The following is a 14017-nucleotide window of genomic DNA, read 5'->3' on the forward strand; positions in this document are numbered from 1 at the left end:
CCCCTAGCCAGGCGCACCACATTCCGGGATTTCGGCGGGCAGGTTTTTGCGTTTCCCAGGTCGCCGGTTTCCCGGGAGGGAATTTCGTGCGCACTCCACTAGGGGCGTCGAGCATACACCCCTCTTACCCGAGAATTTCCCATTATCCATCTACCCGCATCAGGACTTATCCAGCTGGTCACATTCTCAATTGCGCGCAATGCCCGATCAACATTTTCACACTCCACATTGCGATCCGCCTTGACCAACGGCTCGTGATGGGCACAACGGTTCCTCAGTCGGTAAACAATCTGTATCTCGACTGCAAAGTCTTCAATAGAATGACGATGTTTAATGGCTGAGATAAGCTTTGGGTGGATAGTCGCACTATGCCGCTTATCAAATATGTGAACCCAAAAATCGAGCGTCAACTCTGCAATCACACGCCCCGGAGGCGGATCCGCTTCTCCCACGCGCCTTTTAGCCTTCGCTATGCCCCGCTTGTCAATGCTATTAAAGTTCAGCCCAGCGGGATTCGACGGGGAGTTTATATTGTCATACCACCTCTCCCCCCAAGCTTTAGCAACGCATCGATCAATCCAATTGCGCAGCAGTACTTCAAAATGCTCAATGTCTTCAAGGAATGCTTTGGCCAGTCGTGCATTCCAAAGGTATAAGTCCACAGGGTTTTTCTGGTTCGAAAAGGTCTCCATACGCGGAACCGAGAACCAACACTCTAGGTCAGTGAATGAAGCTGAGACTTCTGGGTTCTGACGGACGGGCTGATTCTCACGTGCAGGCATAGCACGAAGTGTATACACCAAACGAAACGGTCGCGATATCGCCAATACATTGACTTACCCCTTCGAATCCGATAGCCTCGAGCAGCGAAGGCCCCAGGACGATCCCTGCATTAAGTTGCAAATCGCTGGGGTCACTGCTTTCCCACGTCCACCTGGCACCACATTCCGGGATTTTGACGGGCAAGCTTTGCGTTTCTCCAGGTCGTTGGTTTCTCGGGAGGGAATTTGGTGCGCCGCTTGAGATGCCAGTGCCAAAAGACGCATTCGCTTTTATCTAGCCCTTTTACTACCAGTACGTTTGAACATCTGGTCCAATTCGAGTTGCGCCTCTTGGCACTGCCCCCTAGCTAGGCGCACCACATTCCGGGGTTTCGGCGGACGGGTTTTACATTTCCCCAGTTCGTGGGCTCCGCAGGAAGGAATGTGGTGTGCACGCTCGTGGCCCCAGCTCCCAAAAGAAATTCCCCCAGCTCGCGGGCTGAAGCCCTAGGACCTGGGGGAATTTGGTACAAACCCAATCAGCGAGCTTAGAAGCCGCCTAGGCCGACGGCTGCGGCCACAATACCGAGCAGCGCCAGCAGGCCGACAACGATGCCGGCGATGGCACCGCCGGACAGGCCACCCGTTTCCCCACCCTTGCCTGGGTTCTGCTGCTGCGCAGTCGAAGGCGCAGGGTGGGCGGTTGGGCGAGTGGTCGGCTTGGCAGGGCGCGCGGGAGCCGGGGCGTCGTAGGTTCCGCTCGGCGCGGCGTTCAGTGAGGTCACTGGTGCTTGGCCGGCGCGGGTCGGGATGACGGCGTTGGCCTGGGTTGCCAGCGGCTTGGTTGGGCGTGGCCCGGCACCGCCTTTCGCCTTGCCCACGGTCTGCTCTGCCCGCTTGAGCAGGTCGGACTTCTTCTTGCGAAGTTCCCGTATGAGCTTCGCGGTGTCTTCGCCGTTGTAGTTGAGGGCGGAGAACTCGATGGTTTCGTCGGCGACAATATCGTTGTCCTGGTTAAACACCCGGAATGTGATCGGCATGGTGGAGCCGGTGTAGCCGGCGGTGTTGGTGATCGGGACGCTGATGGGCAGTTTGGACTCGTCACTGAGGGCGCCTTCGATGGTGTATTCCTGCTCGTAGCGGCCTCCTGGGTAGGTGGCCTGGAGGCGGAACTTGTGGATGTCGATGCCCAGGTTGGACAGCTCCAAGGCGATCTTGGAGTCGGTGCGGTTGGCGATGATGATGTTGCCAGCGCGCTCCTCGTTGCGCACGCGCAGGCCGGCCTTGCCGTTGTTGAATTCGGCGGAGTAGACCTCGAGTTCGCGGACGGTTGGTTCGTCGTCGGCGTGTTCGTGGTCGTCGTGGCCGGGGGTGCCGGTGGTGCCGTTGGCGCGGCCGATTTGGCCGCCGATGAAGGCGAGGTTTGGCCAGTCGGGGTCGATGTCGTAGTCGCCGGTGTAGCACTGGACGGTCTGGCATGCCTTCGGCAGCTTGCCCGTCGGACGAGAGTGCTCGTTGGAGTAGCGGAAGTCAGTGAACTGGTAGAGGTAGTTCATGACTGAGAGGTAGCCGGGCACGTAGTCAGAGATTGGGCGGCTGGTGTCGGCGAGTGGCCCGGAGTGGGTCAGGCCGAGGTTGTGGCCGAACTCGTGCAGGATGGTGTTTCGCAGCTGGTCCTGCGAGGTCATCATGCGGTTCTTTGCGACGTAGAAAGCGCCGTCCCCGATCAGTGCGTTGCCTGAGGAGAAGTTGGTGCGGGTTTGTTGGTCGCCGATGACGCCGACGCGGAACACGGTTTGGCGTCCGTTGAGGAGGCGGTCGCGGTCCTCGAGCATCTTGATACCGGGGACTTTGCCTTCGAAGTAGTACGGGGTGAAGTCTTCGGTCGGGCCGCCTTGTGGGTGCTCGAGGCGCATTGGGTTGTAGTAGTCGCCGGCGTCGATGTGCAGGTTGATGTTCTGCTGCGCGAAGGCGTCAACGAGGTCGTTGAGGGTTTGGCGCGACGGGCGGTACACGTTGGTGTTGGCTTCGGAGCAGTCGAGGAACTTGCGGAAGTCTTCCTCGGTTGGCGCGTATTTGCGCTGCTCGGAGCACTTCTTGGTTTCCCATTCGGACTTCATCCAGTTGAGTTGGAGGAAGAGGTCGACCTTCTTGGGGTCCGCGCCCCACTTCTGGAGCGGGAAGACATTGCCGTTATCGTCGGTGAAGCCGTTTTCTTCCCATTCGTCGGGGAAGCCGTCGCCGTCGGTGTCGATGGTGCCTTGGGCGACGTCGAGGGTCATGGCGGTGGTGGCGCGCAGCGTGCCGTCGGCGGGTACGTCTTGTTCCCAGACGCCGGCGACGAAGTGGGCGTCGTCACCTGTGCCGCGGTTGATGGCGTCGTGGCGCTGTTCGCCTTTGCCCTTGCTGGTGGCGCCCATGAAGTCGATGTTGATTTTGTAGGCGTTGCTGACGTCGACGTGGTAGCCGTCGCCGCGGGGGACGCCGGTGACTTGGAAGTCGCGGTCGATGATGCCGCTAGCCATCTCGACGCGCATGTTGGCGGCCTGGCCGGTGGTGTTGCGCAGGTCAACGGTGACTTGGATGGAGTCGTCGCCAACGACGAAGGTGCGGGTCATTTCGACGCCGGAGTTGGGGTCGGTATGGCGCAGCACGACGCGGTCGGTGTTCCCGACGGGCTTAGCTTCGACGACTTCGGTGGCGTTGCCGACGTAGCTCATGGGTGAGCCGTTGACGGCGCCGTCGATGTAGAAGGCGTTCTGCAGCAGGCGCGTGGTGCTTTCTGGGTGGTTGAAGTACATCCAGGACACGCGCGCTTTGTTCACGTCGACGCGGAAGTTGCCGACGTTGGAGTCGCGGTTGACGCCGATGGCGAAGCTGCCTGGGGTAATGGCCGCATCCGCGTGTGGAGCCACGACGATGCCTGCGGCGACGCTAACGCTTGCGAGTATCGCTGCGATGCGTTGTTTGTTGGTTTTGCCGGTCACTGTCGTTGTCCTCTCAGCGCTGCGGGTTGATTGGGAATGCTAGGAATGTGCGGAAGAAGTCGCGGTGTTCGTACAGGGAGTATCCGAGCCCGCCCAGGAAGGCGAGCAGGCCGAGCACGAAGCCCGCGATTTTGACCCCTGGCGGAATCTCACTGCTTGTCGACGACCCCTTCTCCACCTCCTGCGGCCCCTTCACCACCTGCACTCGGAGGAGCTTGGTGGCCTGGGAGCCGTCTGCGAAGCTGACCACGACCGGGACTGGCACGATGCCAGGTGCCGTGCCAGCAGGTGGCGTGATGGTGAGTTCGCCAGTGGTGGCGTCAATGCCGATCTTCCAGTCGGCGAGCGCCTTCGGCAGCTGGCCGAGGGCAAACGCCTCCTTGGCGGCCCCGGCCGGCTTCGGCACTACGTAGGTGGTCGCCTTGCCCGGGTAGGCCTTGATGGTGTCGTTGAACTCTGGGGTGGCCTCGGCCAGGGACGGCTTGCCGTCGGTGGTCAACACGGAGATGCGTGCGTTCGCGATGGTCGTGGAGCCGTCCGGGAAGTTGATGCGCACCGGGACTTCGCGTACGCCCGGAACTGCGTTCGGGCGGGCGCCGACGGTGAGGGCGCCGGTGGTGGCGTCGATACGAGTGTCGAGGCCGCCGACTGGGTTGAGCAGCGAGTAGTGCGCGCCCTTCAGCGTCGGGGTGAGCGTGACGGTTTCGCCTGCGCGGACCTGGGTTGGGTCGTACGCGTTGGAGACTGCCCCGCCCATCGCTTTGACGGCGGTGGCTTGCACCTCGACGAGCTTCTGGGAGCCGTCCTCGAAGGTGACCACGATCGGGATCATGGTGCGGTCCCCGACGTGCGCCGATGCGGGGGCGGCGACGGTGAGCGCGCCGGTGGTCGCGTTGACGGCGGCCTTCCAGCCGTCCGCGGCGAAGTCTGCGGAGATGGCGTAGGTGGCTCCCTTCGGTGCGACCTTCGGGTCGTGCGTGACGGGGTTCGCGCCGACAGGGACACCCAGTGGGATCCAGGACGGCTGCTCGCGGTGGGCCTGCGAGTCGCGGGCGACGTTGAGCTGCACTACCTTCGAGCCGCCGTCGGGGAAGTTGATGCGCACGCCCAGGTCGTAGCCCTGGCCGGGCTTGGCGTCCTTCGGCAGGGTGACCTTGATCTGGCCGGTCTTCTCGTCGACGTCCACGCGCAGACCAGCAACGCCGCCGAGCGCAGCTGCGCCTTCCGGTTCGAATTTCACGCCGGTCGGGATGTCGCCCTTCGGGGTGATGGTGACGGTGCCGTCGTCGCCGACGACGGCGTCCTCAAAGTCCAGGTTGGACGTGTAGGCCTGCGGCTTCGCGTCCCGCACGCCGATCACGGCCACGACCGTCTTGTGGGAACCGTCCGCGTACCGCGCAACGACTTCCACGTTCAGCGGTTTCGCGTCCTGCGCTGGGGCGGTGGCGGTGATGGTGCCGGTGGTGGCGTCGATAAACAGGTCCCAGCCCTGGTACTTGGAGGCCTTCGTCAGGATGGCGAACTCGGGGTCGGAGGCGGGGTCGAAAGGTTCGGTGAGGTTGACCTTGATGGTTTCGCCTTCGAAGGCCTCGCGGCGCTCGTACTCAAACTTCTGTGTTTGCGCGAACTGCGGCGCGAGCACCTGGAAGTGCGCGATGATCTCCTTCGTGCTGCCGTCCGGGTAGGTGACAGTGACGGGCACCTCGATAGTGCTGCCCTCCTCCGCGGTCAGGTCCGCCGAAAGCGTGATCTGGCCCGTGTGCTGGTTCAGCTTCACGCCTTCGGACTTCGTGCTAAACGACGCCTCCTTCGGCAGCGGCTGGCGCTCAAAGACCATGCCGTTGTAGCCCAGGCGGGCGTACGGCGCAGGTGAGGTGGCGGTGCCGCCGGCGCGGACGTAGGTGTCCGAATAGGAGGACTCGTAGCGCTCGGAGTCCTTGACGGCTGCCGTGACCTCGACGGTGATGGTGTCCTGTTCGCCCTTCTCGGTGCGGACCTTCATGGTGTAGGTGCCCGGCTTCGCGTCACGCGACGGGGCGGCGTACACGGCGCCGTTGGCGAAGACGGTGAACCAATCCGGGTTCCCGGGCTCCGCGAGCACGCGCACGCCCTGCGTGGAGCGAGCAGGGGTCACGCCGGTTTCCTCGCCGGCGCGAACCTTGATGGGGTTCCACTCGAACTGGTCAGGGGCGGCGGGACCCTCGGGGTCCGAAGGGTCCGAAGGGTCGGACGGGTCGGTCGGCTCACTTGGCTCCGGTGCGCTCTCGTCCACCGTCAGCTCGAAGGAATCACGCTTGTGCGTGCCGTCCTCCGTGACCTTGTCCACAACGACCTCGGAGGTGCCCTCCTTCGTCGGTGTGCCGACGATCGCGTGCTGCTCGCCGTCGTACTCCAGGCCCTCCGGCAAGCCCTCAACCTCCACGGAGGAGGCATCCTCGACGTCGAGCGGGATGTGCACGTCGGTGCCGGGACGCACTGGCGGGACCTCGGAAGGTGCGATGTCGGCGTCCTCCGGCTCGCCGAGCTCAGCCGAGTCGGCGACGGTGATGGTGAACGTTTCCTCGAGCGTCTCGCCTGCACCGGTGACACGCGCGGTGACGTTGAACGTGCCGGTCTGCGCCGGGCGGCCGTTGATGAAGAAGTACGAACCAGAGCCGAGGCGCGCCTGCGCCGACGTGCTCAGGCCCGCGGGCAGGCCCTCGACTTCGAGGACCGCGGTAGCCGGGACGTTCCACGCCATCACGCGGCGCGGCTGGATCAGGCGACCCTCCCAGTACTTCTGGTCCTTGACCGGCTCGATGGTTGGGCCATCCGCACGGGTGACGTTGGCTTCGACGTCCTTGGTGGAGTCGTCAGCAAAGGTGATGGTCACTGGCACCTTGAACGTAGTGGTTTCGATGCCTTCGCCGGCGGTGGCGTTGAGGGTGCCGTCGTCGGAAAACGTGAGGTGCCAGCCGGTGGGCGTCGAAAAGCCTTCCTTAAGCTCCCACTTCACGGGGGTGCCGATCTTGTTCCAGACGGCAGTCCAGAAGTTGCGCTTCAGCTGTGGCTTCGACGATTCAGTCTTGCCGGGCGCGACGACGAGGTCCGGGAACGTGACGTCCGTACGGGCCGCCTCAGTGCGTGGCGTTTTCCATGACGTGGACTCAGCAGTGGGCTCCTGCGCCGTGGCTGTACCTGCCACCGCCGGGGCACCCGTGATTATCAACGATGCCCCAAGTGCGCATGCCGCTACCGACACCCCACCTCGCCGCTTCGCCCCGTTGCGACCGCTCACGTTGCCCATCATCGTTCCTTCTTAAAACTTTCCGTAAATTGCTAAACGCTACTCAGTGTACTCACTATGCAGACATTTGCCTTTACAGCTGTTGACATGCCGTTTTAAATTCTAACGAATAACGGCCATACAACAAAGGTGTTGAACAATGACAGGCAGGCGCACGGGAGGCTACGCGCGGCGCGCGAGCGCCGCCGCCTTCTGCGCGATGGCGAGCTCCTCATTCGTCGGCACGACAAGTACTTTCACGCGAGAGTCGTCGGCGGAGATGATGCGCGGGCCGTCGTTCGGCAGGGAGTTGCGCTCGGGGTCGATCTTGATACCGAAGGCCTCCATATTGTCCAGGGCGTCCGCGCGCACGAACTTGTCGTTCTCGCCGACGCCCGCGGTGAACGTGATCGCGTCCACTCGGCCCAGCGCCACCATGTAACTGCCGATGAAGCTGCGCAGCCGGTTGATGTAGACGTTGTAGGCGAGCCAGGCGTCGCCGTCCTCGTTTTCGATCATGGCGCGCAGCTCGCGGAAGTCGTTCACACCGGCCAGGCCTTTCACCCCGGAGCGCTTGTTCAGCAGCTCGTCGATCTCGTCGATGCTCATGCCGCCGTGGCGCGCCAGGTGGAAGATGATGCCCGGGTCGATGTCGCCGGAGCGCGTACCCATGACCAGGCCCGCAAGCGGGGTGAGTCCCATCGACGTATCGATCGCGTGCCCATTCGCCACCGCCGAGCACGACGCACCGTTACCCAGGTGCAGCACAATCTGGCGGGTGTGGTTCGGGTCGGACCCGATCAGCCCCGGCACCTGGCCCGAGACGAACTCGTGGGAGGTGCCGTGGAAGCCATAGCGGCGGATCTGGTTCTGACTGGCCACGTCCGCGTTGATGGCGTAGAGCGCCGCGGCCGGCGGCAGGGAGTGGAAGAAGCCGGTGTCGAACACCGCGACGTGCGGGATGTCCGGCAGCAGTTCGCGGGCGACCTCGATGCCGTCGATGTTCGCCGGGTTGTGCAGTGGCGCCAGCGGCACCAGGTCCCGGATCATGTCGACAACCTGGTCCACGATGATTTCAGGCTGGCTGAACACCATGCCGCCGTGCACCACTCGGTGCCCCACCGCCACCACATCCAGGTCCTTCGGGCTCACGCCGCGCAGCGCCAGGCGGTGAAACGCCTCCTCCAGCCCATCTTTGTGCGTCGGGATGGATTTTTGCAACACCCAGCGGTCCTCGCCGTGCTTGATGGTAATGCGGCCTTGGGGTTCCCCGATTTGCTCGACAAGTCCGGAGACGAACGGCGCGTCCGAGGCATCCGAATTCGGGTCCACAATCTGGAACTTCACCGAAGAGGAACCAGAGTTAATCACCAGTACGTAGCTCATTTACTTCACCCCTGCCTGAATCGCGGTCACGGCCACAGTGTTCACAATGTCATCGACCGTCGCACCGCGCGAAAGGTCGTTGACCGGCTTGTTCAAACCCTGCAGAATCGGGCCGACGGCCAGCGCGCCGCCAGTGCGCTGCGCGATCTTGTACCCGGCGTTGCCCGCCTCAAGGTCGGGGAAGATGAACACGTTCGCCTGCCCCGCCACGGGCGAGTCGGGTGCTTTCTGCTTCGCGACGCCCCCATCGCACGCAGCGTCGAATTGAAGGGGGCCGTCGATAATTAAGTCGGAATTAATAGCACGGGCGGTGGCGACGGCCTTCACCGCGCGCTCCACGTCGGGGCCCGCGCCGGAGCTGCCCGTGGCGTACGAAAGCACCGCAACCTTCGGCTCGATACCGAATTGAGCGGCGGTCAACGCAGAGCTCACTGCGATTTCTCCGAGCTGCTGCGCGGACGGGTTCGGGTTCACGGCGCAGTCGCCGAACGCCCACAGGCGGCCCTGCATCACCATCAGGAAGATCGACGAGACCACCGACGCCTCCGGGCGCGTCTTGATGATCTGGAACGCCGGCTTAATCGTCTCCGCCGTGGTGTGCACCGCGCCCGAAACCATGCCATCCGCGCGCCCGGTGTGCACCAACATGGTGGCGAAGTAGGAGACGTCCTGCATCGTCTCGCGTGCTTGCTCCAGAGTCACACCTTTGGACTTGCGCAGTTCAGCGAAGGTCTGCGCGAACTCCTCAGCCAGGTCGGAGGTGCGGTGGTCCAGCAGCGTCGCCGCCGAAACGTCCAGCTCAAGCTCCCGCGCCTTCGCGGTGATCGCGTCCACGTCCCCCAGCAGCGTCAGCTTCGCGACGCCCCCCTCCAACAACCTGTGCGCCGCCTCGAGCACGCGGGCATCCTCGCCCTCCGGCAGGACAATGTGCGCGCCGACCTCGCGAGCCTGACCCAGCAGGCGCGACCCGAACACCAGCGGAGACATCACCGGCGCGACTTCCGGGATAGTGAGGCCAGCGGCCTCCTCAACGTCCGTGACCGTGGCGAGCAGCGTTGCTCCGTGGCGTTCCACTATCCGTTGCGCGAGGGGTGCGCGCTGCGGGGCGTCGATAAGCACGATGACCGCAGCCCCGAGCGCTGCGGCGAGCTCCGCATCAAAGGAGCACTCCCCCTGGCCCACGAACAAGGTGCCCTGTTCTTGGTCGGCGCAGGTGGCGTACGCCTCGGCGAGCGTCTCCCCCGTGACGTGGATGGTTTGGAGGCCGTGCTGTGCCGCGAGCGCGTCAGCATCAGCACTGCCGAGGTTCGTGTTAGTGCAGGTAAGCAGTAGATGTTGAGCCATAACCCAGCCTTTAGAATCGTGGCGGACATAAATGCGTATCATTCTACAGACCCATCACGACACGCGGGCAGACAAATGGGGCCTAGTTCACATTTCTTTGATTTCTGGCGCTGGGTCTCAGTTGTGGCGGTGGCCGGGTCGCCGGCTCGCCGGGTCGCTGGCTCGCCTTTCAAAAAAGTTCCCGCGCCCGGGAACCATTTTCGGTTTTGGGCCGGGTTCGGTCGACCAACGCTTATGTTTCCCCAGGTCGGGACGCCTGTCTACGAAGATTGTTCCCCGTTCACAGCTGAGCAAGGGAACTTTTCGGGTTGGCAGGGTGGCGCTCCATGGCTTTCATTCGTGTCGAGGTGTTCAAGGAGTGCGACGCTGGTCGCCGAAAATCGCCCCTGGCCGGTGAGAATGTGCGACCTGCATCGCACGCTTCTAATCGCACGCTTTGAGCAGTTTTAGGGGTTTTAGGGGTCGGCCACGCGTCCGGAAGCTACTACGCTGACTAGTGAAACTATCGCACAGTCGCCAGGAAGCATTTTCAATTCGAAGCTAACCGCCTCAGAGGTCACTCCTTAACCATGCAAAAAGACTTTTGAGCGAAATGGCAAGGCTACCGAAGAATACTTCTTACAATCTCGGGAGTGAGCTCCCCCTGTATGAGAGCCTGTTGAGGGCTTTTGCCTTTAAGCTCATTCTCGACAGCTGTGTTCCACCATTTCAAAGCGCTCCACCTTTCCTCTTCCGTACCCTGACTTCCATTCAACAGAATCCTGTTAGCTTCAATCACTGCAGGGAAAAGGTCCCCAGCGACTCGGTTAAATTGAAAAGCGGGGTAACGGTGGGCTTTTACCCCTGGAACTGATAAAAGGGCTCCGTTCTTTCTGTAGTAGTTCAACGAGCTTCTTCCTCCCGTAAATTTGTCTTCTGACCTTGCAGGCAGGAGCGGCCCAGCATCAGCTGCATAGAGAAGCGGAGTACCCCTAAGAAGATTCGCTTGTTCAACAAGGTCAGCATCACGCTGGTAGTCAGGCTGCCAGATGGCTTGGTTCTCCCACCCCTCGGGAAACCCCATATCATAAATTCGATCTGGGTCTTTTCGAAAGAACCCCTCAATCTTAGGAACAATCGAGTCACAGAAGGTGTTTTCCGGATGTACGCGAGCTAGCAGGAAAATGATGAGGGACAACGACCCGTAAATCCTTGTTAGAGGTCGAGTGAGATCACCCTTTGCATAGCCAGTGTCAGTACTTGCTGTTAGATGCTGCAGTTCTTTGATGTTACTTGGGACGGAGAAGGGTGCAGTATGGTTTCTATTCCATAACCGAGCATGATGCGCACAGTAGTTCCGAGTCTGTCGTATATGCTCTATCCAGCTTGAGAATGCATGCGCATCACCGGATCCATCATGTTGAAGCAGATCAAATTCTACCGCTATCTGCTGACGCTCATTTTGCCTCATCCCGGAAAATAATAGGTTCAGCTGTTCAAAAGTCATTATTTCCGTTACAACCCAAATGGGAAGGGGCTTTCCGTATTTCTTGTGGAAATGCGCAATGAATGCTTCATTGGAGATTTCTTCGATTTTCTCCAGCTTCCTCACCCATTTATGATGACGGCTTTCCTCCCACATACACGTGTTCTGCCAACCATGATGCTGAGTCGTCTGGCATTCCTCTTTAAACCATTCCGGCTCAAGCTTTGACGAATCCAAATGCGAAAATGCGCCGAGCTGCCCTAGCGCGTATCCGATTCTCGCACGAATGGCTACTTCTATGATGGAGATAGCGGAAAGAATTGCCATGCGTAGATAGCTATCGAACTCGTAAATTTCTAAAACTTTTTCAAATGAGGTGCCAGGTTTAAAATTCGACGACCTAGGATCACCCTCTTTCTTTGGAGGTAACCGAAACGGATACCAATATCCCGACAATCGGTAGTACCCAATCGATTGCAGTCGCCCAAAGGCGTCCTGTTTGTCCTTAAACGACATACCACGCTCTTCGAGTAACGAAATTTGATCCTCGATTTCGAGAAACGGTTTATTGTACTTGCTTTTTGGCATAGTCGCATTATAAGGGCCAGAAAGAGAACCAGCCGCCTTTCCTTATCGGAAATGACGGCTAGTCGTGATGCTGGCCATTGTAGCATTGATCTTGCGTGCTGTCACCCCAGCGGGGTAGGCGAAGTACATGCACTGTTTGTGCGTGGCTTTCGTGCTGCTTTCATTCGTGTCGAGGTGTTAAAGGAGTGCGATGCTGGTCGCCGAAAATCGCCCCGGGGCGGTGAGAATGCGCGACCTGCATCGCACGCTTCTAATCCCACGCTTCGAGCAATTTGAGGCGCGGGCGCGCGACGAGCCGCTACCCCGCCCGTAAAAATGCAGAAAGCTGCCGCCCGCCACAAACGGCGGACAGCAGCTTTTCGCTTCTCAGAGACCGGTCAGTAATCGTTTAGCTCGGGTCACCCACGAGGGGTCACTGTGAGCTAAACGTGCCCCTTACTTCTGCTCTTCCTTGGAGGACAACTGCACGGTCTTGCCGGAAGAACCCTTCAGCTCCAGGTCCTTGACCGAGGAGGAAGGACCGCCAGGCTTGCAGTTGTCGTAAATGATCGTGCCGGCCAGGATACCAGCCGCGATCAGTGCGATACCGCCGACGACCATGCCCAGATCCGCACCAACGGTACGCAGCTGCGCATTGATCTGCTCAACCTGCTTGGCCATCTCCGGGTTGAAGATGCCAGCCTGCTGCTGGATGCGGGTGTTCGCAGCCTGCAGCTGAGCGCTTGCCTGTGCGGCGAAATCGCTCAGGCCAGGGATCTGAATCTGGGAAGCCAGACCCAGTGGCAGCAGCGCGATCAGCGGCAGACCGAAGCCCACAGCGGATGCGGCACAGCGACCAGCGTTGATCTTGCCATCGTTGCCGTCGAATGGGTTGAGGCCCTTCTTCAGCTCATCGCCGTTGTTCACGCCGTCGCCATCGAAGTCACCGTCCGCATCCAGGATGGACTTGCCGTCCTGGCCAACCAGGGTGAAGGACGCCTTCACACCAGTGTGCTCGCCGGTGCTGTTCTTCACGGTGACATCCACCGATGGGTTTGCAAGCGGTGCAAACTTCTTCGTGAAGTCGTCCCAGCCCTTAGCGTCAGCCGTCTTGAAGGCCTTCATGAGGTCCTCCGTCGACGGTGCCTGACCAGTGACATTCGCGGAAGCTTCAGTGTTGATGTCCCACTTCGCACCGTGCAGCTCGCCGCCGTTGCGCTTGGTGATCGTCGCCGTCGTGCCCTTCGGCGTATCGACGGCCTCTCCGACCTTCTCGCCGTCCTTCTTGTTCAGCTGAACCTTGGCAGTACCCGTGGCACCCGGCCTGACGTCGGTCTTCGGGTAGGACGCCACAACGTTGTCACCGAGCTTGTCACCCTCGGATGGGTCGGTTTGGTCACCGGTTCCCGGCTTGTTTTCCTCGCCACCTGGGTTCTGGGCCTTGTCGACCTCGATCTCGATCTCAGCCTTGCCACCAGGCAGGTCCGGATCCTCGACGACCAGCTTAATCGGTCCTTCGACATCCTTACCAGGTGTGACGTAGACCTTGCCGTCGTCGCCGACGCGGACCGGCACGTCCTTGCCGTTCTTGTCGGTTGCAGACTCCTTGGTGTCGCCATCCTTGTTGTTAATGATGACGCCGGTGTCCTGCTCCTTTCCGTTCGGCACGACGGGCTTCTTGCCGTCAGCGTTGACGTTGGTCTCTGCCTTGCCGTTGTCGTCGCGACCCTTCTCGTGGCCATTGACGTCAATCTCAACCTGAGACTTGCCTTCAGGAAGACGTGGGTCCTCGATTGTCACCGTAATCGGGCCATCAACGTCCTCACCAGGCGTGACGACAACGTTACCGTCCTTGTCGATTTCGACCGGGACGTCCTTGCCATCCTCGTCCTTCGCGGAGATCTTGGTGTCCTTGTCAGGATTCTGAACCTTGACACCAGTGTCCTGCTTCTCGTTGGTCGGGTCGACCGGCTTCTTGCCGGAATCATCAACCTTGAAGTCAGAGTTGTTGTCATCGCGACCCTTCTCATGACCGTTGACCTTGACCTCGATCTCAGTCTCGCCACCAGGCAGGTCAGGGTCGGTGACCGTCACCGTGATCGGACCATCAACGTCGGTGCCAGGGGTGACGTGAACGTTACCGTTCTCATCGATCTCGACCGGGATGTCCTTGCCGTCCTCATCCTTAGCAGTGACATTGGTGTCCTTGTCCTTGTTGTTGACCTTGACGCCAGTGTCCTGC

At 60.8% G+C, this 14017-nt stretch carries 6 protein-coding genes and 1 pseudogene; all 7 read right to left on the reverse strand.

Annotated features, from left to right (window positions below; all coding sequences use genetic code 11):
* Positions 1-98: 98 nt before the first annotated feature.
* Positions 99-782, reverse strand: coding sequence for an Abi family protein (locus HMPREF3170_RS11290; protein ID WP_083290870.1), 684 nt, complete (start codon positions 780-782; stop codon positions 99-101).
* 527 nt (positions 783-1309) lie between these two features.
* Complete coding sequence (locus HMPREF3170_RS05070; RefSeq protein WP_070478221.1) at positions 1310-3748, reverse strand: hypothetical protein; 2439 nt, start codon at positions 3746-3748, stop codon at positions 1310-1312.
* Between the two features lie 13 nt (positions 3749-3761).
* Positions 3762-7037, reverse strand: a complete 3276-nt coding sequence (locus HMPREF3170_RS05075; protein ID WP_168161624.1) for a YPDG domain-containing protein — start codon at positions 7035-7037, stop codon at positions 3762-3764.
* A gap of 159 nt (positions 7038-7196) precedes the next feature.
* The gene (locus HMPREF3170_RS05080; protein ID WP_070478224.1) at positions 7197-8399 is read right to left on the reverse strand and encodes an acetate kinase; all 1203 of its coding nucleotides are present in this window, start codon (positions 8397-8399) and stop codon (positions 7197-7199) included.
* The gene (gene pta / locus HMPREF3170_RS05085) at positions 8400-9743 is read right to left on the reverse strand and encodes a phosphate acetyltransferase (protein ID WP_070478226.1); all 1344 of its coding nucleotides are present in this window, start codon (positions 9741-9743) and stop codon (positions 8400-8402) included.
* Positions 9744-10344: 601 nt separating this feature from the next.
* Complete coding sequence (locus HMPREF3170_RS05090) at positions 10345-11796, reverse strand: Abi family protein (RefSeq protein WP_070478228.1); 1452 nt, start codon at positions 11794-11796, stop codon at positions 10345-10347.
* 435 nt (positions 11797-12231) lie between these two features.
* Positions 12232-14017 (reverse strand): annotated as a pseudogene (locus tag HMPREF3170_RS05095) (hypothetical protein); the annotation flags it as partial.

Origin of the sequence: Corynebacterium sp. HMSC08D02 (assembly GCF_001807505.1) — a bacterium.
Lineage (GTDB): Bacteria > Actinomycetota > Actinomycetes > Mycobacteriales > Mycobacteriaceae > Corynebacterium > Corynebacterium pseudogenitalium.

What these genes read in the sequence shown, in the direction of transcription:
- HMPREF3170_RS11290 (WP_083290870.1), bottom strand. Translation starts at nt 782, where the DNA reads ATGCCTGCACGTGAGAATCAGCCCGTCCGTCAGAACCCAGAAGTCTCA.
- HMPREF3170_RS05075 (WP_168161624.1), bottom strand. Translation starts at nt 7,037, where the DNA reads ATGATGGGCAACGTGAGCGGTCGCAACGGGGCGAAGCGGCGAGGTGGG.
- HMPREF3170_RS05090 (WP_070478228.1), bottom strand. Translation starts at nt 11,796, where the DNA reads ATGCCAAAAAGCAAGTACAATAAACCGTTTCTCGAAATCGAGGATCAA.
- HMPREF3170_RS05080 (WP_070478224.1), bottom strand. Translation starts at nt 8,399, where the DNA reads ATGAGCTACGTACTGGTGATTAACTCTGGTTCCTCTTCGGTGAAGTTC.
- pta (WP_070478226.1), bottom strand. Translation starts at nt 9,743, where the DNA reads ATGGCTCAACATCTACTGCTTACCTGCACTAACACGAACCTCGGCAGT.